The organism is Mycolicibacter acidiphilus, assembly GCF_018455725.1.
Taxonomy (GTDB): domain Bacteria; phylum Actinomycetota; class Actinomycetes; order Mycobacteriales; family Mycobacteriaceae; genus Mycobacterium; species Mycobacterium acidiphilum.
Genome location: NZ_JAHCLR010000005.1, coordinates 26,636 through 46,802 on the forward strand (window position 1 = coordinate 26,636; position 20,167 = coordinate 46,802).

Consider the following 20,167-nt stretch of genomic DNA (forward strand, 5'->3'; position numbering starts at 1 on the left):
GTTTCAGCCGCCGACCGGCACCCGCGTGATCGTCTCCGCTGAAGCAGAGTCGCGCAACCGGTAGTCAGTGGCCGCCTTGTGCAGACTCTCCGCGTAATCGCGGGCCGCATCGGCCAGCGCCGCGGTATCGGTCTCGACCGTCGACTGGGCGTTGCGGCAGGCTGCTGCGGTGGTCAATTGCGGCACGCCCGCGGCAGCATCACCCAGCGGCGCGCCGGCATCCAAACCGTCCAGGTCATCGCCGATGCCGCTGAAGTCGGCGGCGACGCTGTCCAACACCGCTGGGTCGACGATCAGGATCTCGTCGCCGCTCACAGGTCAATGCTCCGGAACGGCTTGGGCTGGTCAGGTGAAGTCGTCGGTCCAACCGGCGCGGACGACGGGGCGTCCGGCTGCACGGGGATCGGCTCCATGCGTTCGGCAGGTGCACCACCCTGCTGTACCGGTGCGGGCGCGCTCTGCGGTTTCGCCTCATCCGGCCCGGCAGCGCCCTGGTCATCGGGCTTGTCGTCGGCAGGTTTGTCGTCGTGCGGGGGTTCGCCGGGAATCCCACCGGGAGGGTCCCCGAGTGCATCCTTGGGGTCGCCGCCCATCTTGCCGGCGCCTCCGCCCATCTTGCCGAACTGCTGGGCCGCCTGCATGGCCATCTGCGGAGCCTGGCCGACCATGCCCATCATGCTCATCGGCATCTGGCCCATCTGCTGGGCCATCTGCATCGGCATCTGCATCATCTGGCCCATCTGCTCCATGCCGCCCATGCCGGACTGTCCTGCTTGGGAGGCCGGGTTGGTACCCGAGCCGATGACCGGGTTGCCGTTCTCATCGAACTGACTCGGCGTGAGGCGTTGCGACAGGGTCTGATCGGTCTCGGCGTAGCGGTTGGCCGCGGCACCGACGGTGCGGCCGAGTTCCGCGCCCTGCGCCATGAGTTCAGATGGCTTGGGCATCAGCCGGTTACCGGCTCTTCGAGCTCAGGGATCTTCGCGCCGATCGCGGCGGTCAACGGATCCGACCCGGAGACGGAGAAGTCCGGCTTGATCTGCGGGATCTGCTGAGCCAACTGCTCGAGCTTCTCCCCAGCTTGAGCCAGCCGCACTGGATCCACGCGCAACGGTTCGTGCGTCATCGGGAACCTCCGTTCGTCGGAATCAGAATCGGATGTTGCGGATCGCGTCGTACAGACCGGCGATCCACAGCAGCAGCGGGATGATGGCGGCGATCGAGGCGCCGTCGAGGAGTTCCAGGATTCGCTTGGTGATCGGCGAAGTGCGCTTGACGCCCTCGGTCGCGCCGATCGTCACCAGCGCCACCAGCGCCAGCGACGTGTAGATGGCCAGGATCAGCCACGCCCGCTCCGGGAACCAGTGGCAGAGCCGCACCATCACACCGGTGGGGATCGCCACGGTGGCGACCAGCAGCGCCCACGCGCACCAGCGGTCGGCGTACAGCCGGGACCGGAAGCCGCACAGGGTGGCGACCAGGGCCGCGACCAGGAGACTGTGCACCAGGAAATGCCCCTGCACCACCACCATGATCGAACCGGCCGACAGGATCAGCGTGCCGGCCGCCAGGAACCCGACCAGCAACTGCTTGGTCAGGTTGCTGCGCTCGGTCAGGCGCGCCGCGGACTCGGGCACCGAGTCCATGATCGCCTGCCAGGTCGACGACTTCTCCGCCTCGGCGTCGGGCGCGGCGATGGGGTCGAGCAGTTCGTCGTTGTCAACGTTCTCGCCGGGCACCGGGATCGGCGGCAGCGCGATCCGGGCGACCGCGACGGTCATCTTCGCCGCGTTCGTCACGATGATCAGCCCGAACGCGATCGCACCGGCCGGCACCCAGAACTGGCAGTCGTAGCCGTAGGCGATGGCGCCGCCGATGACGGCGATCGCGGTGATGATCACGAAGGTGGCGACCGCCGCACGCCGGCGCGGCCCGCCGCGGGTCGCCGCCGCCAGCAGCAGCGCCGCGACGGCGCCACCGGCGACCTGCGGCGCACCCAGCCCGGTGGCCCCCTCCGGCAGCGGCACCACCAGGGCGATCGCCGCGATCAGTGGCGGTCCCGCGGCGAGCAGCAGACTCTCGCACAGCGGGACGTTGCTGTAGCGGGTGCGGGCCAGCACGCTGCCGCCGAGCAGGCCGGCGCCGAACAGGCCCAGAGCCAGTGACCACCACATGCTCTGCCCGGACGGCGACCAGGCCAGCAGCGTCGTGATCGCCAGCATCAGCGTCACGACCGGGATCGCCAGCCAGACGAAGCGGTTCAGCTCGTGCTGGTTGAACTCCGGGGACTCGTCGAGCACCGCGATCGCGTCGATGACGTCCTCGACCAGGGGCCGGTAGCGCTCGGTGCGGGTGATCGGCACCAGCGTCAGCAGCGACCCGTCGACCACGCCCGAGTCGTCCAGCGAGTCGGTGATCGGCAGTGGCGGCGCACCCGGCCGGGCGAACGCCCAGGTGCCCTGCGCGTTGAAGTCGAAGCCGGACAGCACGTCGGCCGGGGTGTCAGACAGCAGGTCCGCCAGCACGGCGACGGTCTCATCGAGATAGGCCTGCATCGGCGCGCTCGACGGCAGCACCAGGTCGGTCATCCGCTTGCCGGTGAGGATCGTCACCCGGGTGGTCGGTTGCTGGGTCGGCCCGCCGGCCTCACCGGAGGCGGCGGTACCGGACTGGGCGACCGGGGCACTCAACGACGTCGCTCACTTCTCTCGAAGTCCTCCGACAGGGCGGCCGCCAACTCCAGCACCCGCCGGCGGTAGGTGTTGCTGAGCAGGTCGAACTCGATCTGGGTGCCGGTGGCGATGTGCTTCTCCCACGGCAGGGCGACGACGCGTCCGGGCTGCAGGTGCCGCTCGAACTGCTGGACCAGATCGGCGACGTCGACGTTCGCCTTGCCGGGCACGACCTGGTTGATCACCACGCAGGCCCGGCTGAGCAGGTCCTGGTAACCGTTCTGACGCAGCCAGTCCATGGCCACGGCCGCCTGGCGCGCCCCGTCGATCGAGGTGCTGGCGACGATCACCAGACCGGATGCCGACGACAGCACACCCTGAGTGGCCGGGTCGAACAGGCCCGCGCCGCAGTCCGCTAGCACCAGGTTGTAGTACTGCGACACGACCTCGATGGCCCGACGCCAGTCCTCGTCGTTGAAGGCCCGTGCCGACATGCTGTATTCGTCGCTGGGCAGGATCTCCAGGTTCGCGGCATTCATGCTGGTGTGCGCGCGGATGTCGTTGTAGCGGGCCACCTCGCGGTCGGCCAGCAGGTCGGCGATGGTGCCGGCGGACTGCCGACCGCCGCGCTCGGCGAGGTTGCCGGCGCCCGGGTCGGCGTCGATCGCCAGGATCCGGTCGCCCCGGACCTTCGCCAGCGCCGATCCCAGCGACACCGTCACCGAGGTCTTGCCGACGCCGCCCTTCAAACCCAGGACGGCGATCTGGTAGGAGTCGCGGACGTTGCGGCGGACCTGCGCCTGCAGGTCCATCTCGTAGCGCTCATCGGGGGACAGGCCCAGGTTGAGGCGCGTCATCAGCCACAGCCAGTGCCGCCAGCCGCGCTGCGACGGCGCCTTGACCGCGGTCTTGACCCCGACGTGCGACATCGCGTCGATCGCCCGGTGGTTGCCGATGCTGGTCGCGGACGTCTGCGCGTGCTGAGGCTGCTGGAAGGTCTGCCAGCCACCGGTCTCGTTGCCGGTGAAGTGTGACGGCGCCGGCGCCGGCTGGGCCTGCGGCGGCGGGGGAGGAAGCTGCTGCGGCTGCCCGTGGCGCGCACCCGGTGCCCCGTGCTTCGCGGGGGCGGGGGCGGCCTGCTGGGGCATCGTCGGTGGCCAGGGCACCCGCTGGGAGTTCGCAGCTCCGGGCATGGTGGGTGCGGGCTGTGCCGGCGCGGCCTGGGTGGGAGCGGGCTGCGCGGGCGCGGCCGACGGGCCATCGAGGGGCATCGGCGGGCCACCAGCCGCCGGCGACTGCGTCATCCGCATGATGTCTTCGAGGTTGACCTGGGAGGTCACCTCGGCGGGGTCGGCATCGGGCGCGTGGAACAGCCGGTCGTAGTCAGCCGACATGAAAAACCTCTCAACGATTTAACCGAAGAACTTTATCGCACGATGGTGGGCGAGGCGAACCCTTTGCGGATTCGACTCGCCCACCTCGCACGGGCCTGACTCAGGCAAACATACCGGTGACGCTGGCCTCCGTCTGCGACATGGTCTGGCCGGCCTCGCTGATGGTCTGCGCCAGGTTCTGCAGCGCAGAGTTCAGCTCGGCGGCGGTGCTGTCCCAGCGCATCTGCACGCCCTGGTAGGCCTCCGAACCGCCACCGCCCCAGACCGAGGCCAGGGCCGCGAGGGAGCTCTTGCCCTCGTCGAGCAGGCCGTGGGTCTGCTGCACGCTGCCCTGAATGTCGCTCGCCGCACCCTCGATGCCGGCGAAATTCCAAAGCTGTTCGCTCATATTTTTGCTCCTTGTGTTCTGGGGGGAGGGATCAGAAGTTCATTGCCGACGACAGCGACGAGGACTGGTCCTCATCGGTCGAGGTGTAGTGCACACCGGCCGTCGAGATGTTGTTGGAGATGTCGTTGAGCTCCTGGATCTGCTTGTTGGCAGCTTCCTGGAAGCGCATCAGCGCGGCGTGCGCCGCGGTGCCGGACTGACCCTGCAGGGAACCCTGCAGCGCGCCCGCGGTCGCGTCGACGTGCGCGATGACGCCCTTGAGCTCTCCCGAGATCCGCTCGAAGTTGCCGGCCTCTCTGGCGAGGACAGCGGCATCGGTATTCATCTGTGCCATGCTGAGTTACCTTTTCTTTTCTCTGTGTCCTCACCAAGTGCTTTTGGCGAGTCTTCCGGCCGGGCAGCCGGAAAGTTCTGTGGTGCGACGACCTACCAGTCGTCGGCGTCGTCGTCGCCCAGGTCCTGGAGCAGGAGGATGGGGGTGGCCAGTGCCTCCTTGTTCTCGACCTCGGCCGACTTCTTCTTGCGCTGACCGGCGTTGACCGGGGCGCCGCCACCGGCACCGCCGCCGCTGCCACCGCCGACCGGCGCGCTGGTGGTCGTCATGGTCGGGCCCGCCGCAGCGCCCTGCGGCGGGGTGGGCGTTTCCAGGATCTTGGCCAACAGCGCCGTCCGCGGGGCCGACCCCCCGGCGCCGGGCAGCGACGCGGCCCGGACCAGTCCGGCGCCGGTGCTCATGCCGGACCCGCCGGTCAGCGGATGGTTGGACAGCGGGCTGGTCCCCATGAAGCCCATCTGCTGCCCGTGGCTGCCGCCCATCTGGGTGAACATGCTCGTAGCCTGCTGGAACGGCTGGGTCAGCTGCTGCATCGGGCTCTGCACCATCTGGCTCATCTGCTGCGGTGCCGACGCGAGCTGCGAACCCATCTGCGAGACCATCTGCATCGGGTTCTGCATCATCTGCTGCGGGCCCCGCTCGGACTGCCCGGAGTTCTGATGCACGGTGGTGTTGAGGTTGCGTTCTTTGCTGGCCGCACCCTCGGCCCGGGTGGCTGCGATGTCGCCCATCGCGGCCATCCGGCCGGCGTTCATCGCCACCGATTCGATCGTCGACTGCACGCTGGCCTGGGCGAACGCGAAGTTGCGCATCGCCACACCCGGCGCACCTGCCGCCGCGCGACCCGCCGCCGCCGCGATCGCGGATTCACCCACCCCGGGGATCACGATCGGCTGCATCGGCATGATCGGCTCGAACAGCACGTTGGCCTGGGATTCGACCTCGTAGCCGTCCATGACCGCAGCTGCCAGGGCCCACATCCGCGCGTAGTCCATCTCGTTGACCCCGATCGGCGGAATGTTGCAACCGAGGAAGTTGGTGGCTTCGAGTACCGCGTGGGTGATCTGGTTCTGGAAGATCTCCGGCAACTGCGGGGTGGTGGCGAATGCCGTGGCGTACGACGCCGCCTGCGCGGCCGCCTGGATCGCCCGCTTCTGCGCCTGCAGTGCCAGCATTTCCAGCCACACCACCATCGGCATGGTCGCAGTGACCGCACGCTCGTTGGCGGTGCCTTGCCAGGCCGCCGCCAACGACGCGAGCGCCGCACCCAACTCCATGGCCTGAGTCGTCATCGCGAGCGCCAGTGCCTCCCACCCGGCAGCGGCTTGCAGCATTGGCCCTTCGCCCGCCCCCGCCTGCAGGCGGAAGGTGTTGAGCTCTGGTGGCATCGCGTTCCACTCGGTGAGGGTGGCGATAGCTCCGGGCGCCATGCTGCTCTCGTCTCAGCTCTCGGTCTGGGCCGACTCAGGCCGTGGGTTGGATGATGGTTGGTTAGAGGAGGGTGCTGGCGTTGGCGGAGTCGACGGCCGTGTAGATGCCGGCAGCCTCGGAGAACGCCGCGCCCGCGCGGATCAGCTCCTCCTGGGCCATGGCGTTGATCATCATGGCCTCGACGCCCTCGGATGCGAAGGCCAGTGCGGCCTGCGCCGAAACCTCGTCAATGCCGCCCGGGACCAGCGCGGTCACCGCGGTGGTGGCGGTGGTGCCGGCGGCCAGACCTGCGCCGCCGGTGCCCACGACCTGGGCGCCGATGCCGAAGACAGCGGGGTTGAAGGACAACGGTTGCATGCGCTTCTCCTCTTACTACGTGGGGGTGCTACGGGTATGCCGTGGCGCAGCCTACAGGCGGACGCTGTCACAAGGCTGGCTACTCGGAAGATGTCGCCTTACCGAGCAGGCTCCCTGCGGCCGTGACCGCGTGAAATGCTGCTGGAATTATCCTAACCACGCCGTCGGTGTGCTCCGAACACTAATTTTCTCGGGTGGTGTCCGAACTGGTGTTTCAGCTGATCGCGGGCGGTTCGATGTAGGCGGCCTGGATGACTTCCTTGCCGTCCGGGGCGACCAGGAAGGCCTGGCCGGGCGGCCGCTTCTTGACCTTGATGTCGCTGGACGGGAACTCCTGCTTGTCACCGGAGAGGAACAGGGTGGGCGAACCCGCCCCGAACGCGGCGCCGACGAACTTGTCCATCGTGGCGCGGTGCGCCTGGCTCATCTGGCAGGTGACGATGATGTGCAGGCCGATGTCGGCCGCCGCGGGCAGCAGCGGTGACAGCGGAATCATCGGGTTCATCGGGCCGCTGGCCGCGGTGATCATGTGCCAGTCGTCGACCAGCAGGACGACGTCAAAACCGCTCCACCAGGACCGGGAACGCAGCTGGGCTGTCGTCAGGTTGTCCGGCGGCAGCCGCTTGCGCAGGTTGGTGGCGAGCGCCCGGATCGAGTCCTCCAGCGTCGCGCTGTTGCGGTTGATGGCGCCGGCGTCGAGCAGGTGACTCTGCGGGACCGCGTCGAGCAGGCCGGACCGGTAGTCGGCGAGCATGAAGCGGACCTGGTCGGGGCTGTTGCGGGAGCAGATCGCCTGGGCGACGGCGTGCGCGATCGTCGTCTTGCCCGACTTGGGCGCCCCGAAGATCAGCATGTGCGGGGTGTTCGCCATGTCGGCGTACGCGACGGACAGGTCCGACTCCCGCAGGCCCATCGGGATCTGCCACCGGGTGCGGTAGTCGGCGTCCGGTCCGGGCGGGTTGGGGTCCAGTTGGTGCAGGTGGATACGGTCCGGCAGCACCCGCACCTCGGGCGCGGACTCGGTGTGCTGGGCCGCGATGTGCTGCACCGACGCGGTGATGGCCTCCACCAGGTCGCTCCCGCTGTGCACGCCGTCGAGGCGGGGCACCCCCATCATCAGGTGGAATTTCTCCATCGACACCGCGCGACCCGGCTTGCCCGCCGGGATCTCCCGGGTGATCCGGTCGATCTGCGTCTCGTTGACGTCACCGAGCCGGAACTCGACCTTGGTGCCCAGGTAGTCGCGGACGCGCGACTTCAACTCCGTCCACCGCGGGGTGGAGATGATGATGTGCACGCCGAACGCCAGACCCTGACCGGCGAGGTCCTGCACCAGCGGTTCCAGGTCTGGGAACTCCGAGATGAATGCCGGCCAGCCGTCGATGATGAGGAAGACGTCGCCGAACGGGTCCTGGGAGACCGGGTTGTTGGGGTCCGCCCGCATCTGCCGGTAGGCGGCGATGGAGCCGACCCGGTACTGCTTGAACATCGCCTCCCGAGCGCGCAGCACCGCCTTGACCTCGGCGACCACCCGGTTGACCTTGTCCGGCTCCGAACGGGTGGCCACCCCGCCGACGTGCGGCAGGTCCTCGAGGTAGATCAGGCCACCACCGCCGAGGTCGATGCAGTAGAACTGGATGTCCCGCGGCGAATGGGTGGCCGCCGCCGAGACCACCAGGGTCTGCAGGAACGTCGACTTGCCGGTTTGCGGCGCGCCGCCGATGCCGACGTTGCCGCCGGCCGCCGAGACGTCGATGCCCCAGACGTCCTGGCGGTGCCGGCGCGGCTCGTCCATGATGCCCAGCGGGATCCGCAGCGGCTGGTGGGTGTCGGCCTCGATCAGCTCGTTGACCGGGGTCGGGTCGGCCAGCGGCGGCAGCCACATCTTGTAGGCGACTTCCTCGCCCGTGCCGAGCTGCTCGAGGATGACCTCGCGCAGCACCCTGGGCTGGGATTCGGTGCTCATCGGCGGTGCCCCCCTGCGTCGGTCCGCTTCGCGTCGATCATCGCGCCACCGGTGCATCCAGGATCGGCGCCGTCGTGAACTCGCGGATGCGCATCTCCTGCTTGCGGTGCTGGTTGTTGTCACCGTTGGTCGCGAGATCGTCCTCGCCGGGCGGGACGTAGTTGCTGCCGGTGTAGACGGTGCTGAACTTCACCGGGTCCTCCATGCCGACCCGGAGGAACCCGACACCGCTCTCCTTGTTGGTGATGTACTGCGCCTCCGGGGTACCGATCACGGCCTTGGACTCCGCGGAACTCGTGGTCCGCAGTGCGATCCGGTAGGTCAGGTTGGGTTCGAGCTTGTCGATGCGGACACCGCCGGTGTTCAGAGACTGGGTGGCCAGCAGCAGGTGCACCCGCAACGACCGGCCGACACGACAGATCCGGTCGAACAGCGCGATGAAGTCGGGGTGGTTCTGCAGCAGCTCGGCGAACTCGTCGACCACCACGAACAGCGTCGGCAGCGGCGGCAGGTCGGCGCCGCGCTCGCGGTGCTTCTCGTACTCGGCGACACCGGACAGGGCACCGGCCGCGCCGACCTGCATGCCGGCCTGACGCAGGATGCCCTGGCGACGGTCGAGCTCACCGGTGAGCACCTCGCCCATGCGGCTGACCAGCTCGGCTTCCTCCTCCATGTTGGTGACGACGGCCGCGGTGTGCGGCAGCTTCTCCATACCGAGGAAGGTCGAACCGCCCTTGAAGTCGGTGAGCAGCAGGTTGACCTGGTGCGGGTCGTGGGTGGCCACCAGCGACAGGATCAGCGTCCGCAGGAACTCCGACTTGCCCGAGCCGGTGGTCCCGATCAGCATGCCGTGCGGACCGGCGCCGAACTCGGCGCCCTCCTTGATGTCGAGGGAGATCACATCGCCGGTCTTGAGTTCGTGGCCGAACGGGATCTTCAGCCGGTCCCGGTCGAGGTCGGTGAACATCCGCCAGCGGCGCGGCATCACGTCGGTGACCTGCTGCGCCCCGACCAGGTTGTGCCACTCGGTGGACACCTTCTTCTGGACGCGGGTGGTCTTGTCGATGATCGTGCCGGTGATGGACCAGCCGGCGAGCTTGCGGGCCAGCCGGTTGGCCTGCGCCGGCGTCATCGAATCGGTCGCCGAGGTGACCAGCCGGAAACTCTGGTTGGGCAGCCGGTCGTCGGCGGTGCCCTCCTTGTCGAGCCGGATGCGGTAGGCCGAGCCGCGATGGTTGCCCAGCGTGATCAGCGTGACCCCGGCCCGGCCGTCGACGGGGAAGCCGGCCCGACCACCGGTCAGGTCGATCACGACAACGTACGGTCCGCCCGGGGTGGCGTCCGGGGTGTGCGGCCCGCGGGCGGCCAGGTCGCTGAGCCCCTCCGGGCGGGTGAACACCATCCGGGTCGACCCGGCGGCGTCCTTGTCGGTGGGGTGCTGGACGTGCGGCAGCCACTTCAGCCAGGACCAGTCGGGGTCTTCCGGGTCATCGGTGAGCACCCGCAGCTGCAGCAGGTCCGGCGGATGGAACACCGCCAGCTGGCAGATCAGCGAGGTCAGCAGCCCGGCCCGGCGGACCTCGTCGCCGCCGATCGCGATCGTCGGGAAGCTGCGCAACTGCACCAGCTTCGGGCAGTCGTGCACCAGGCCGTGGGTGCGCAGGAACTTGATCAGCCACATGTGGCTGACCGGCTCCAGGAACGGCTGGGCGGCCGCGTTCGGGCCGGCCAGTTCACCGCCGAGCGAAGGCTTCAGCAACCGGTCGACGGCGGGTTCGGCGCCCAGCCCGATCCGGGCCGCGCCGAAGAAGTCGTTGTCGGCGGCGCGCGACCACTGCCGGTGGGTGCCGACCAGCGAGAGCAGGTCCTCCGGATTCGGCGCGTGGTAGCCGAAGAACGCCACCTGGGCGCTGGCCGACGACGTGACGCGCTGACGCAACCCGGCAAGGTAGCGCAGGTACTCCTTGCGGTCGGCGTTGATCTCCGGGACCTTCTTGCCGCCGGGGCCGCCGCCGGCCATGAAGCCGAACGTCGTCATGATCATCATCAGCGGCATCATCAGCATGTACGGCGACAGCTGGCGGACGCCGGTGAACACCATGATGCCGATCATGCCGAGCATGCCGCCGCCCATGACGTAAGGCATCGCCTTCTGCACGCCGGACGGCGGGATCTCGATCCCGAGGTCCTCCGGCGGGCTGACGTTGATCTCGCCGGGGGTGAGTCGGGGTCCCCGCTTGGAGATCGGGGTGAACTTCTTCGTGGTCATCAGCCGGCTCCGACGTCGATCTTCCGGGGTTTGGGGTCAGCGGGCAGGGTGTCGTGCTCGAGCAGTGCGGCCTCCTTGGACAGCACCGGCCCGTCCACCAGCAGGCGTACCACCGACCAGGGTGCCCGCTTGGGCGCCGCCAGACCGAGGTTTTGGGCGACACTGTCGCCGAGCAGGCCGTACCGGACGCCCTGCGGGTCGATGTAGTACAGCGCCTCCCCGTACTTCGGGTCCGGCGATTGCAGTTGCACGAACTTGCCGCCGTCGATGTACACGGTCGCGGTGCCGTCGATCTGCTGGATCCCGGTGGCTCGGTCGGCCGGCGGGATCGGCAGGTGCCGGCCGGCCAGCACCGTGACCTTGGGGGCCGAGTCGCCCGCGTCGCGCTGCCATGCCCAGCACAGCGTCGGGGCGTCGTGGCGCAGCAGCACCTTGAGCTGACCGTCCGGCAGCGGCGACGGGTACACCTGCTCGTTGATCCGCGATACCGCGCTGGACTCGATCGACGGCGGCGTGACCAGCCCGAAGGAGTTGATCGCGCGCAACGCGGCCGACGTGGTGTGGTTGATCTTCGCGACCCCGTCGGGCAGCACCACGAAGTGCTGCGGCCCGTTCTCGGACAGCGTCTGGAAGATGGCGCCGATCACCAGGTTCGGCGGCAGGCCGATGGTGTTGGGTTCGCCGAACTTCGGGATGATCGGGATGGTCCAGGGACCCGCGTTGTTCAGTGCGTCGAACATGCCGCGGGAGATCGGCGTCGTCTTCGCGGTCACCGGGATGCCGAGCGACGACACCACCGCGCGGTCGGCCAGGTCGATCAGGTGCCGGCCGTCCTTGGTCACCACCCACTTGTTGCCCTCGTAGGTCACCAGCAGCGCCTGGTCGGGCTGCATGGCGCCGATCGCCGCATCGAATCCCAGCGGGCGGGCGATCACCGACGTCTGAATGACGGGCTGCACGCTGTCCGGGTTGGCGACGGTGTCGCAGAGCGCCCAGTCCGAGGACGCGTCGGCCACCACCGGCGTGGCGTACGGGGCGCCGGGGATACCGATCGGCTGCCCCTTCGGGATACGGTCCAGCTCAGCGGATTTCACCGCCGAGGGCGCACCCGCGTTGCCCAGCACCAGCCGGGCCGAGGTCAGGTTGTAGACCGGGTGCAGCAGGTCGGTGCCGGGCAGCATCACGTACAGCTGGTTGGTGGTCCGGTCCACCAGTAGGTTGTCGCCGCCGCGATGACCCAGCGGTTTGAAGTAGGCCAGCGCCGCGGCGCCGAGCATGAACACGATCGCGACCGCCAATCCGGCCCCCACCGACCGGCTGTAGAACGCCAGCGGGTCATCGAACATCCGGGTGTCGCGCCGCACGATCGCGTGCTCCACCCGGCGCAGCAGGAAACGCCAGCCGCTGACCTGGACCTTGGTGGTGAGCCGGAAGCCTGCCATCAGTCGCCGATGTTCAACCGGTAATGCACGGCGCTGATCGCCTCGGCCATGTCGGCGCCGTTGATCTCACTGAGCCGGTCGGCGTCCAGACTCTCGAAGTCCGGTGACTGGGTCAGCCGCATGTCGCGGCACTGCTCCGCGGTCTCCACCAGCTGGCGGGCGTAGCGGCCGTTGCCGGCGACGTCGAGGGCGGGCTTGTCGCCGATGGTGCGCTCGCTGAGCACCGTCGCAGCCTGCTCCACCTGCTTGAGGGCGTCGGGGTCGAGCTTCGAATCGTTCGCGGTGGCGATGACCTCGGCGATCTCGCGGATCTCCGACGGCGAGTAGGACTCGAACTCGATCCGGGTGGAGAAGCGGGACCGCAGGCCGTCGTTGGTCTCCAGCAGCCGGTCGATGTCGCCCGCGTAACCGGCGATGATCACCACCAGCCGGTCGCGGTCGTTCTCCATCCGGGCCAGCAGCGTGTCGAGCGCCTCCTGGCCGAACTGGTCACCACCGGAACTGGACTCCTGAACCAGCGTGTAGGCCTCGTCGATGAACAGCACCCCGCCGAGCGCGCGGTCGATGGTCTTGGAGGTCTTGACCGCGGTGTGGCCCAGGTATTCGCCGACGAAGTCCTTGCGCGACGTCTCGATCAGCTTCGGCTCGGCGATGACGCCGAGCCCGGCCAGGATGTTCGCCACCACCCGGGCGATGGTGGTCTTGCCCGTCCCGGGCGGGCCGGCGAAGATCATGTGCTTGCTGGTGTTGGCGACCTTCATGCCCTTGGCCGCCCGGACCTTCGCCATCTGCGTCGCGGCACGGTACCGCTGAATCTGCTCCTTGACCCGGCCCAGGCCGATCTGGCGATCCAGCTCGGCCTGCGCCTCGTCCAGCAGTTTGTCACGGTCGGAGGTGTCGGCCACCGCACTGCTGGAGTCCCACGGGTCCTTGCGCGCGGCGATGTTCTCGGCGCTGATGGTGTCCAGCTGGTAGGACGGATCCTTCAGCGCGGCGGTGACCTTCGGTTCGGGGTGGTTGGCCTGCAGCCACTCCAGCAGGGCGTGGGCGCCCTCCTCGTTGCCCTGACCGCGTTTCGCCATCGCCAGGTACCAGGCGATGACCGGCTCGCAGGCCTTGCCCGCGGTGGAACCGTGCGCGTCGGTGAGACGCCGCTCGGCCTCGGTGAACAGGCCCATGTTGGCGGCGGCGACCCCGTGGGCGACAACACCGGCGGCGCTCAGGAACGGGTCCGGCCAGCCGGGAGCCTGGCGAGCCTGCTCGATGACGTCGGTCCAGCGGCCGGCGGCGGCGTAGACGACGGTCTTGGTCCACCCGACCAGATGCTCGGTGCCGGGGATCGGGTTCTCATCGAGGGCTTCCATGGCGTCGGCGTAGTTGCCGGCCTGGGCCTCACTGACGGCGAACCCCATCGTGATCGCCAGCGGGGAATTGATCGGGTAGGTGATCTCGCCGAACGGGCCGCCGACCGGGATCCGGGCGTTCAGGCCGCTCATCGAGATCTCCGCCGCACCCGCCAGCTGGCCGAACTCCCGGCGTGAGTACCAGGCCCGGAACAGCGTCACCCGGTCCAGGTCGCCGCAGCGGATCCGGCCCACCCAGGCGTCGCACGCCGCCTCGTCGTAGCTGGTGATCTCGCTGAACAGCTCCAGCGACCGATTCGGCGCACTGCCCAGCATGCCGACGGCGCTGCCGAAGAGTCGTACTAGATGGTCATTCATGGTCACTCGCATACCTGGTGGAAAACACCCTTGCCTCTTCTTCTTGTGCTTCGGCAGGCGACGGCAGCCCCATAGTGCGGCCCAGGAACTCCTGCGTCTCCGCGGTTCCGGGGCCGAGTTGCTGCATGACTTCCGAGATGAACACGTACTGTGCGGATCGCGCTTTCTCACGTGCCAGACGGGCGATGACGACGATCTCGTCGGCCAGTTCGGCTTCGGTCATGTCCGTGACCTTCGGGGACAGTTCAATGCTGCCGACCCGACCGTCCATGTACGCCGTCACCGAGACTGTCCCCGGCGGGTTGGTCACGAGGAAGCCGGGGATGTCGACCTCGTCGGGTTCGTCGGCCTGTGCCAACGGGTCGATCGACGCCCAACCACCGTCATCCGCGTCTTCTTCCACCGCGGTGTAGGCGTCGAACGCATCCAGGCCTGAACCTTCATCCTGGTCACCGACCGAGAAGTCGAGGGCGGCGAGATCGTCGTCCCCATGCGGGTCGGACGGGTATGAATCCATCGCGTGTCCTCCTTTCGGCTTGCTGGCGACCCGGCCCGACGCGGTGGCCCGCCCGGCGTGGTCAATACTCTAATTCAGCGCTGATCCGCGGCGTCCCGCTCGAACCAGGACTTCGACGGCAGGAACTCCAGCAGGCCGTCCAGGGCACGCTGCAGGTTCTCGGCGCTGCCGGGCAGGAAACTGCCGAACAGTTCGCCGTTGACGCGACGCGGGATCGACACCAGGCGGCCGAGCGGGGAGTCGGCGACACCGGCCGCCACATCGGTGTGGCTGTAGGTGCCGCCCGGGTGACGTTCGTTGGCGGTGATCTCCACCCAGCTGGTCGGGTCCGCGACGATCTCGCAGAACGTCCGGGCGGCGATGGCGGGGATCCCGAACTGCGCCAATTGCTCCGGGGTGCGGCACTCGTTCAGCTTGGCCGAGAGCGCGGTCAGCGGTTCCACCTTCGCCGGCTCGGCGGTCCCGAGCACGGTGTTCACCATGCCGGCCAAGCCGACCTGCGGGGCCACCCATTGGAGTACCAGCAGGTCGCCGTCGCGGGCGGCGACGACGTGGCGGTTGCCCTTCCGGCAGACTACGAACCGCACCATCGTGCCGTCGTTGACCTTCCGCCGCCACCACCGGCACTCCAGGGTCCGGTCCGGCCGGCTCAAGGTGTCCACCATCGCTGCGACACTGGGGTGCACGTTGCCGTACATGTCCAGGATCTCCTGGTCGGTGAGGTCCTTGCGGACCTGATCCCACACCATGTCGCGCAGCTCTCGCTGTGGGATGTTCGGATGGATCGCCATCGAGACCGGGAAATCCGAAATGCCGAGACGGTCGGCGATCACCAGCATGCCGTCGATGGTCACCTCGACGGCGACGACGTCGTCGGTGTTGGCGCCGGCCTGGGTGGGGCTGTAGGGGTTGGTCACTGTGGGTGCATCCGCTCGTTGATCTTGGCAGCCTGCTGTTGGTCGGTGGTCTCGTACATGGTGGCCGCAGCTTGAAGTTTCTCACTGAGGTCTACCGACACAGACTGAACCCCAAGGGTGGCAAGGCTTCGCGCTTGCTCCGCCATTACCGTTGCGGCCGCGGTTCCTGAGCAGATGAAGCCGTGGTTCACACCCATTGAGGCACCGACGCCGTTGGCGGCGGTGGCCGCGGACCCTAGCTGAGTGGCGGCTTCTTGCTGGTGACTGGCGGCCTTACGAACATCGGCGGGATCAACTTTCAACAGGTCGCCCATTGGTACGGCCCTCCTCGGTCTGGTGATCGTGTTGTGCACGCTGCGGGTTCAACCGTCAGGCGGTGAGCTGAGTGCTGCGTCATGTGGCCGTGACCTCGACTTCGGTGTCGGATCGCGTCTCATGGGCGATTGGTGCGCCGCTGCCCGGTTTGGCTACGGGGCCCACGGGTGCGGGGCTGCTCGGCTTGGTCGCCCCCGCTTGTGCGCCGGGTGTCGATCCGCCTGTGGTCCCGCCCGCCGGGTCGCGAACGCCCGGGCCGGGACCTGCTCCGTTGGGGTTGACGGAGACTGGGCGTGCTGTCGAGGTGTCGCCGCCGGTCGGCCTGCCGCCGACCGACTGGGGGCTGGACGAGGTGGGTGTCACCGGCGGGGTTCCTGGGCCTGCGGACGTACCGGGGGCTGCTGACGCGCTCGGTGTAGCGGCAGTGCTGGGGGAGGGCGTCGGGCTGGATCCGACTGAGGTGGACGCGCTCGCCGGACTGGACCCCTGCCATGAGTTCGGTGTTGCTGTTGAGTGGGGTGCGCCTGGTTGGCTTGGCGTACTGGAGTTGCTCGGCGCTGTGCCGCCGGACGTGTTGCCAGGGGCGTTCCCCGATGCCTTCGAGCTGAGTGGGGTGGCACTCGGGTTCTGCGGCTTAGCCGCCAGATTGATGTCGCCCGGCTTTCCGTCAGTGCTACTTCCGGTGCCACCCTTCCCCCTGGTCCCCTCGTCTTTGGGGATGCTGGCGGTGGGGGTCGGTGAGATGGCGGGAGGGGAACCAGTCGGGTGCGCCTCGGAAGCGACCTTCGAGTACGCCTGGACCAGTTTCAAGATCTCCATAGTGTGTTGCATAGCCAGTACTTGCATACGTTCCATCATCAAAGCTGCTGGCGGCATTGCCAGAATTACCATGGCTGTTTGAAATGGAAGGGAGGCCTCTGGGCCGAAAAAATTTAATGCGATAGCTGCGGGTATGCAGAGCGTGAGAAAGTCTGAGGCGATATCGACCGTTGTGCTTGTCGTTTTGATTTCGTCCGCTTCGGCGCTGACTATACGCTGTATGTCGCCATCTATTTTCCCGAGTCGTGTGACGCGATCTTTCTGCTCCGAATTTCGATGAGCGTATGCGTCTGAGGCGGAGCCCTTCCAGCTGTCTGCCTTCGCGCTGTCCAGTTCTTTGTCAACCGTATCGAAAATCTTGACGCCATCTCCGAATCGATTACCGGTCTCAGGGTCGCCGAATCCTAACATCAGACTCATTCCCGTCAGTGCCAGTAATGCGGTTTCGAGAATCGGCGTAGCAAGGGCTTCTGCGTTGGCCAACCCTGCACGAGACAGTCTGGAGACCATCTTTTCTCCATAAAGTTGGAGTCCTTCATGGCCGAGTATTCTCCCGGCGTTCTCGAGTGCTCGTGCTGCGGTAACGGCACTCCGCAGCGTGCTGACACCGATTTTCGCGCCGTCCGCTTGGAGATCGAATGCTGATTTGGCAAAGTCAAGTGCAGATTTTGGATGCATCAAGCTGTCTAGATGACTAGCAGTCTTGAGTCCAGTGTTGAGCGCGCCAAGTCCGGTAAATGCCTTTGAAGGTATGCCTTTACCGGGGCCATTTATCAGATTCAAAACATCTGACGGAAACTTTGCGGCATCGAGTCCTTTTTCGATGCCGGTGAGAGCATCGGGCAGGTATCCCATATCAGGCGAGTCCTTGCGTGTGTCGCTGGCATGTATCAGCGTTGACTGTCGTTCTCTCCAGCCTAACAGCGCACGCAGGATGGTCGGAGCACTATTTCTGCCGCCCTTCGGGACACTGACCTGCGTCTACCTGCGCTGGTGGGTGCGGTCGTCGACGTCCCGTGGGCACCTCGAAGCAGCTGGCGCGGCTGGGAGTGACGGGGGCGCGTGATCGGCTCCGGAACGCGTCGTGGGTAAGGTGTGTGCTATGCCGTGGTGTCAACATCCTGATCAGCGCTGCGTCGCTGGCTTCTGGGATGGCCAGCGATGGCTGATCGCACAGACTTCCGATCAGTTGATGATCGAGGACAGATGGATCGCATTTCGCGATGTCGTTGAAGTCGCTTACTGGAATAAACGAATACGAACGGTCCCCAGTCCGGCGTATCAGTCGTCCGGACAGTCCCGCATTGCCCGAGGTTTCTCAATAACGGATGTCCGAGGGAACTTCAGCATGTTAGATCTGGGTGTTGCGTCACTGGTGGATGTCCCTGAACTTGAGTTGGCTTGGAAGGGGGTTGTTGAAATTTCGCGAAGATTTATCGAACCGCTTGTTGCGCGGCGTATCCTCGACCAACTTCGAGCTGGAGGGGAATATTCCATGAAAGAAGTATGGAAATTTCTTAAATTATCGAATCATGGATTTTCGGGACGATTTCTTAGGTCGCATGAATGGCGATGGTCGGATTTCGACCACGTTGTGACGAACCCTTGCCTCGACAATGTATCTCCGCGGGGGCGAAACGGTCAGACGCGAGTGTGGGCGCGGTCGAGTCCGGGGGCTAAGCCGAGGATTGTCACTGGCTTTGATGTGACCGTACCGAATGCGGTGGTGTTGGAAACCCTCCTGCCGATGTGCGCGGCGGAATTTGGCGGGATGCCGCTCAACCCCAGCTGATCTGACTGATCAGCGCCTCGATCACCTCGGCGTCGGCGCCCGGCAGGGTGTCGCCGGCCTCGGCGTTGCGGATCAGGTCCTCGGGGATGCCGCCGGCCTGCGCCAGTTCGGGCAGCGACAGGTTGGCGCGGCGCCGCGCGGCGTACAGCCGCTGGGCCAGTGGTGCGTCCGGCGCCGTGGCGCCCAGGATCATCAGCTGGTCGTAGTGGCGGCGAATGGTGCTCAGTGCCTTGGTCAGCGCGGGCGTGACCCGGCCCATCCCGATGGCGCGCACGGCGACGGCCTCGAGGCGGTGCAGGTCCACCAGGATCGGCGTCAATCGGCCGGGGAAATCCGGGGCGTCGGCCGGTGGCAGTGCCGCGATCGCCAGGTCGCAGCCGTCCACGCCGGCGACGACGGCCTGCACCAGCAGGGGCACCTCGTCGTCGTGGGACAGCACGTGGGTGACGTCGTCGCCGGGTGCGGGATCACCGGCCCGGATCCGGGCGATGGTTCCCGTCGGCCACCGCAGCAGTTCTTCGAGCTTGGTTCGGGTGCGTTCGCGGGGCCAGCTGCGGCCCTTCTCGAATGCGATCAGCGCGCCGGCGTTGATGATGCCGTCGGCGGCCAGGCTGCGCTGGCTGATGTCCAGCCTCCGTCGGCGCGCGGCGGCGGCCGCCCCGGCGCGGGCCACCCCGGGGTCGATCTCGCCGATCTCCCAGGTGGTGGTGACATCGTGACCGCCGCCGATGCGCTCGTCGTCGTCGGGATCGTCAGCTGCGACGGCCGGCCCGTCGGTGAGTTCGAAGGCCACCTCCGGGCCGTCGACCGGGTTGGCCAGCCGCACGCTGATCGGGCCGTCGACGGTCAACTCCGGGGTGCGCTCCCCGTCGAGGTACATCCCGTTCATGCTGGTGTCGGTGATCCGCCAGGCGCCGTCGGCGAACGCCACCTGCAGATGCAGCCGAGAGATCCGGGAGTCGTCGACACGCAGCCCGGCTCCGGCATCCCGGCCGATGGTGACCGGTCCGTCGTCGGGGGCCACGGTGTGGGAAACCCCGGCCACGCGCACGACCAGCCCGCCCGGTGTTGCGTTGTCGCTCATCGCCTTACTGTCCCCGCTCGGCTAACGGCCGGCCGGGTCACCGTCACATCTTGCTGGCAAGATCGCCGCCGCCGTGCTGGCCCGGGTTCGTCAGCGGACCGATCGGCGCCGAGGTGCTGCGGTGGTGCATGTCCGTCGGATCGTTGCCCTGGGCGAACGCGTCGTCGGAGCGCTGCAACGGCTCCATCATCTCCCGCTGGTCCTGGTTCATGCTGCTGCCGGAGTCCGCCTGCTGGGAGTCGCCGAAGCCGCCGGAGTTCTGGCTGCTACTCGCCGGGCTGCTGCCGCCGGATCCCTGCCCGGCGCCGGGCGCGCCCCCGCCGAAGCCCCCTGCGCCGCCACCGAGGCCCTGGCCGGCGCCGGCGTCACCGCCACCGGCACCCTGGCCGCCGTCAGCGCCACCGCCCTGGCCACCACCGCCGGCGCCCTGCATCGCCTGCATGAGGGGCTGCATCAACTGGGTGAACGAGCCTATCTGGCCCATGCCACCGCCCTGGCCGCCCATCTCACCGGCCTGGCCGCCCATGTCGCTGAGCGTCTTGACGATGTCGCCGACGGACTGGCTGCCGGAGTCGTCGGCGTTGGCGTAGGCCGTGTTCGCCGCACCCAGCTTGCCGGCGTACATGGTCTCCTTGCCGGTCAGCGCCGCCATCTGCCCCTCCAACTGGGCGGACAAGCCCGGCAGGATTCCGGCGATCAGGTTGCTCATCGGGTCTTCCCCTGGCGGAAGCAGTGGGACCGTCGGCATC

20 protein-coding genes are annotated in these 20,167 nt (G+C 67.6%); 1 reads left to right on the forward strand and 19 read right to left on the reverse strand.

Annotated features, from left to right (window positions below):
* Positions 1-3: 3 nt before the first annotated feature.
* From KIH27_RS04220 to KIH27_RS04300, 17 genes are all read right to left on the reverse strand, one after another.
* On the reverse strand, positions 4-315 hold the full coding sequence (locus KIH27_RS04220; protein ID WP_307856779.1) for a type VII secretion target: 312 nt from the start codon (positions 313-315) through the stop codon (positions 4-6).
* On the reverse strand, positions 312-947 hold the full coding sequence (locus KIH27_RS04225) for a hypothetical protein (RefSeq protein ID WP_214091682.1): 636 nt from the start codon (positions 945-947) through the stop codon (positions 312-314). Before KIH27_RS04225 ends, KIH27_RS04220 begins: the two co-directional genes overlap by 4 nt.
* Positions 947-1,126 (reverse strand): hypothetical protein, encoded by a 180-nt coding sequence (locus KIH27_RS04230; RefSeq protein ID WP_214091683.1) that lies wholly within the window; start codon positions 1,124-1,126, stop codon positions 947-949. Before KIH27_RS04230 ends, KIH27_RS04225 begins: the two co-directional genes overlap by 1 nt.
* A 22-nt stretch (positions 1,127-1,148) precedes the next feature.
* Positions 1,149-2,690: a type VII secretion integral membrane protein EccD gene (eccD, locus tag KIH27_RS04235; protein WP_214091684.1), complete on the reverse strand. Its 1,542-nt coding sequence runs from the start codon at positions 2,688-2,690 to the stop codon at positions 1,149-1,151.
* Complete coding sequence (locus KIH27_RS04240) at positions 2,687-4,066, reverse strand: MinD/ParA family ATP-binding protein (protein WP_214091685.1); 1,380 nt, start codon at positions 4,064-4,066, stop codon at positions 2,687-2,689. The genes eccD and KIH27_RS04240 overlap by 4 nt, the downstream gene beginning before the upstream one ends.
* A 100-nt stretch (positions 4,067-4,166) precedes the next feature.
* Positions 4,167-4,454 carry a WXG100 family type VII secretion target gene (locus KIH27_RS04245; protein WP_214091686.1) on the reverse strand — a complete coding sequence of 96 codons (288 nt, stop codon included), beginning with the start codon at positions 4,452-4,454 and terminating at the stop codon, positions 4,167-4,169.
* A 31-nt stretch (positions 4,455-4,485) separates the two neighbouring features.
* Positions 4,486-4,788: a WXG100 family type VII secretion target gene (locus KIH27_RS04250; RefSeq protein WP_214091687.1), complete on the reverse strand. Its 303-nt coding sequence runs from the start codon at positions 4,786-4,788 to the stop codon at positions 4,486-4,488.
* Positions 4,789-4,880: 92 nt separating this feature from the next.
* Positions 4,881-6,218 (reverse strand): PPE family protein, encoded by a 1,338-nt coding sequence (locus KIH27_RS04255; RefSeq protein ID WP_250149558.1) that lies wholly within the window; start codon positions 6,216-6,218, stop codon positions 4,881-4,883.
* A gap of 61 nt (positions 6,219-6,279) precedes the next feature.
* Positions 6,280-6,576 carry a PE family protein gene (locus tag KIH27_RS04260; RefSeq protein ID WP_214091688.1) on the reverse strand — a complete coding sequence of 99 codons (297 nt, stop codon included), beginning with the start codon at positions 6,574-6,576 and terminating at the stop codon, positions 6,280-6,282.
* 214 nt (positions 6,577-6,790) lie between these two features.
* The gene (eccCb, locus tag KIH27_RS04265; RefSeq protein ID WP_214091689.1) at positions 6,791-8,542 is read right to left on the reverse strand and encodes a type VII secretion protein EccCb; all 1,752 of its coding nucleotides are present in this window, start codon (positions 8,540-8,542) and stop codon (positions 6,791-6,793) included.
* A 37-nt stretch (positions 8,543-8,579) separates the two neighbouring features.
* A complete protein-coding gene (eccCa, locus tag KIH27_RS04270) occupies positions 8,580-10,811 on the reverse strand; it encodes a type VII secretion protein EccCa (protein ID WP_214091690.1) in 2,232 nt (743 codons plus the stop codon).
* Positions 10,811-12,253 carry a type VII secretion protein EccB gene (eccB, locus tag KIH27_RS04275; protein WP_214091691.1) on the reverse strand — a complete coding sequence of 481 codons (1,443 nt, stop codon included), beginning with the start codon at positions 12,251-12,253 and terminating at the stop codon, positions 10,811-10,813. Before eccB ends, eccCa begins: the two co-directional genes overlap by 1 nt.
* Entirely contained in the window at positions 12,253-13,974 is a 1,722-nt protein-coding gene (eccA, locus tag KIH27_RS04280) for a type VII secretion AAA-ATPase EccA (protein WP_214091692.1), read from the reverse strand. Before eccA ends, eccB begins: the two co-directional genes overlap by 1 nt.
* Positions 13,967-14,491: a YbaB/EbfC family DNA-binding protein gene (locus tag KIH27_RS04285; RefSeq protein WP_214091693.1), complete on the reverse strand. Its 525-nt coding sequence runs from the start codon at positions 14,489-14,491 to the stop codon at positions 13,967-13,969. The genes eccA and KIH27_RS04285 overlap by 8 nt, the downstream gene beginning before the upstream one ends.
* Positions 14,492-14,565: 74 nt before the next feature.
* Positions 14,566-15,408: an ESX secretion-associated protein EspG gene (locus KIH27_RS04290; RefSeq protein ID WP_214091694.1), complete on the reverse strand. Its 843-nt coding sequence runs from the start codon at positions 15,406-15,408 to the stop codon at positions 14,566-14,568.
* Positions 15,405-15,722, reverse strand: coding sequence for an ESX-1 secretion-associated protein (locus tag KIH27_RS04295; RefSeq protein ID WP_214091695.1), 318 nt, complete (start codon positions 15,720-15,722; stop codon positions 15,405-15,407). Before KIH27_RS04295 ends, KIH27_RS04290 begins: the two co-directional genes overlap by 4 nt.
* A 79-nt stretch (positions 15,723-15,801) precedes the next feature.
* Positions 15,802-17,397 (reverse strand): EspA/EspE family type VII secretion system effector, encoded by a 1,596-nt coding sequence (locus KIH27_RS04300; protein WP_214091696.1) that lies wholly within the window; start codon positions 17,395-17,397, stop codon positions 15,802-15,804.
* A 247-nt stretch (positions 17,398-17,644) separates the two neighbouring features.
* Between KIH27_RS04300 and KIH27_RS04305 the strand changes: the two genes are divergently transcribed.
* Positions 17,645-18,334, forward strand: coding sequence for a hypothetical protein (locus KIH27_RS04305; protein WP_214091697.1), 690 nt, complete (start codon positions 17,645-17,647; stop codon positions 18,332-18,334).
* Here KIH27_RS04305 and KIH27_RS04310 read toward each other — a convergent pair.
* Both KIH27_RS04310 and KIH27_RS04315 read right to left on the reverse strand, forming a co-directional pair.
* Positions 18,321-19,418 (reverse strand): FHA domain-containing protein, encoded by a 1,098-nt coding sequence (locus KIH27_RS04310; protein WP_214091698.1) that lies wholly within the window; start codon positions 19,416-19,418, stop codon positions 18,321-18,323. The two genes, KIH27_RS04305 and KIH27_RS04310, sit on opposite strands and share 14 nt — an antisense overlap.
* 43 nt (positions 19,419-19,461) lie before the next feature.
* Positions 19,462-20,127, reverse strand: coding sequence for a hypothetical protein (locus KIH27_RS04315; protein WP_214091699.1), 666 nt, complete (start codon positions 20,125-20,127; stop codon positions 19,462-19,464).
* Between the last annotated feature and the right edge of the window lie 40 nt (positions 20,128-20,167).

Excerpts from the sequence above, each read along its gene's own strand:
- KIH27_RS04225 (WP_214091682.1), bottom strand. The coding sequence starts at position 947 with ATGCCCAAGCCATCTGAACTCATGGCGCAGGGCGCGGAACTCGGCCGC.
- KIH27_RS04230 (WP_214091683.1), bottom strand. The coding sequence starts at position 1,126 with ATGACGCACGAACCGTTGCGCGTGGATCCAGTGCGGCTGGCTCAAGCT.
- KIH27_RS04240 (WP_214091685.1), bottom strand. The coding sequence starts at position 4,066 with ATGTCGGCTGACTACGACCGGCTGTTCCACGCGCCCGATGCCGACCCC.
- KIH27_RS04245 (WP_214091686.1), bottom strand. The coding sequence starts at position 4,454 with ATGAGCGAACAGCTTTGGAATTTCGCCGGCATCGAGGGTGCGGCGAGC.
- KIH27_RS04250 (WP_214091687.1), bottom strand. The coding sequence starts at position 4,788 with ATGGCACAGATGAATACCGATGCCGCTGTCCTCGCCAGAGAGGCCGGC.
- KIH27_RS04255 (WP_250149558.1), bottom strand. The coding sequence starts at position 6,218 with ATGGCGCCCGGAGCTATCGCCACCCTCACCGAGTGGAACGCGATGCCA.
- KIH27_RS04260 (WP_214091688.1), bottom strand. The coding sequence starts at position 6,576 with ATGCAACCGTTGTCCTTCAACCCCGCTGTCTTCGGCATCGGCGCCCAG.
- eccCb (WP_214091689.1), bottom strand. The coding sequence starts at position 8,542 with ATGAGCACCGAATCCCAGCCCAGGGTGCTGCGCGAGGTCATCCTCGAG.
- eccCa (WP_214091690.1), bottom strand. The coding sequence starts at position 10,811 with ATGACCACGAAGAAGTTCACCCCGATCTCCAAGCGGGGACCCCGACTC.
- eccB (WP_214091691.1), bottom strand. The coding sequence starts at position 12,253 with ATGGCAGGCTTCCGGCTCACCACCAAGGTCCAGGTCAGCGGCTGGCGT.
- eccA (WP_214091692.1), bottom strand. The coding sequence starts at position 13,974 with ATGAATGACCATCTAGTACGACTCTTCGGCAGCGCCGTCGGCATGCTG.
- KIH27_RS04285 (WP_214091693.1), bottom strand. The coding sequence starts at position 14,491 with ATGGATTCATACCCGTCCGACCCGCATGGGGACGACGATCTCGCCGCC.
- KIH27_RS04295 (WP_214091695.1), bottom strand. The coding sequence starts at position 15,722 with ATGGGCGACCTGTTGAAAGTTGATCCCGCCGATGTTCGTAAGGCCGCC.
- KIH27_RS04300 (WP_214091696.1), bottom strand. The coding sequence starts at position 17,397 with ATGGGATACCTGCCCGATGCTCTCACCGGCATCGAAAAAGGACTCGAT.
- KIH27_RS04305 (WP_214091697.1), top strand. The coding sequence starts at position 17,645 with ATGCCGTGGTGTCAACATCCTGATCAGCGCTGCGTCGCTGGCTTCTGG.
- KIH27_RS04310 (WP_214091698.1), bottom strand. The coding sequence starts at position 19,418 with ATGAGCGACAACGCAACACCGGGCGGGCTGGTCGTGCGCGTGGCCGGG.
- KIH27_RS04315 (WP_214091699.1), bottom strand. The coding sequence starts at position 20,127 with ATGAGCAACCTGATCGCCGGAATCCTGCCGGGCTTGTCCGCCCAGTTG.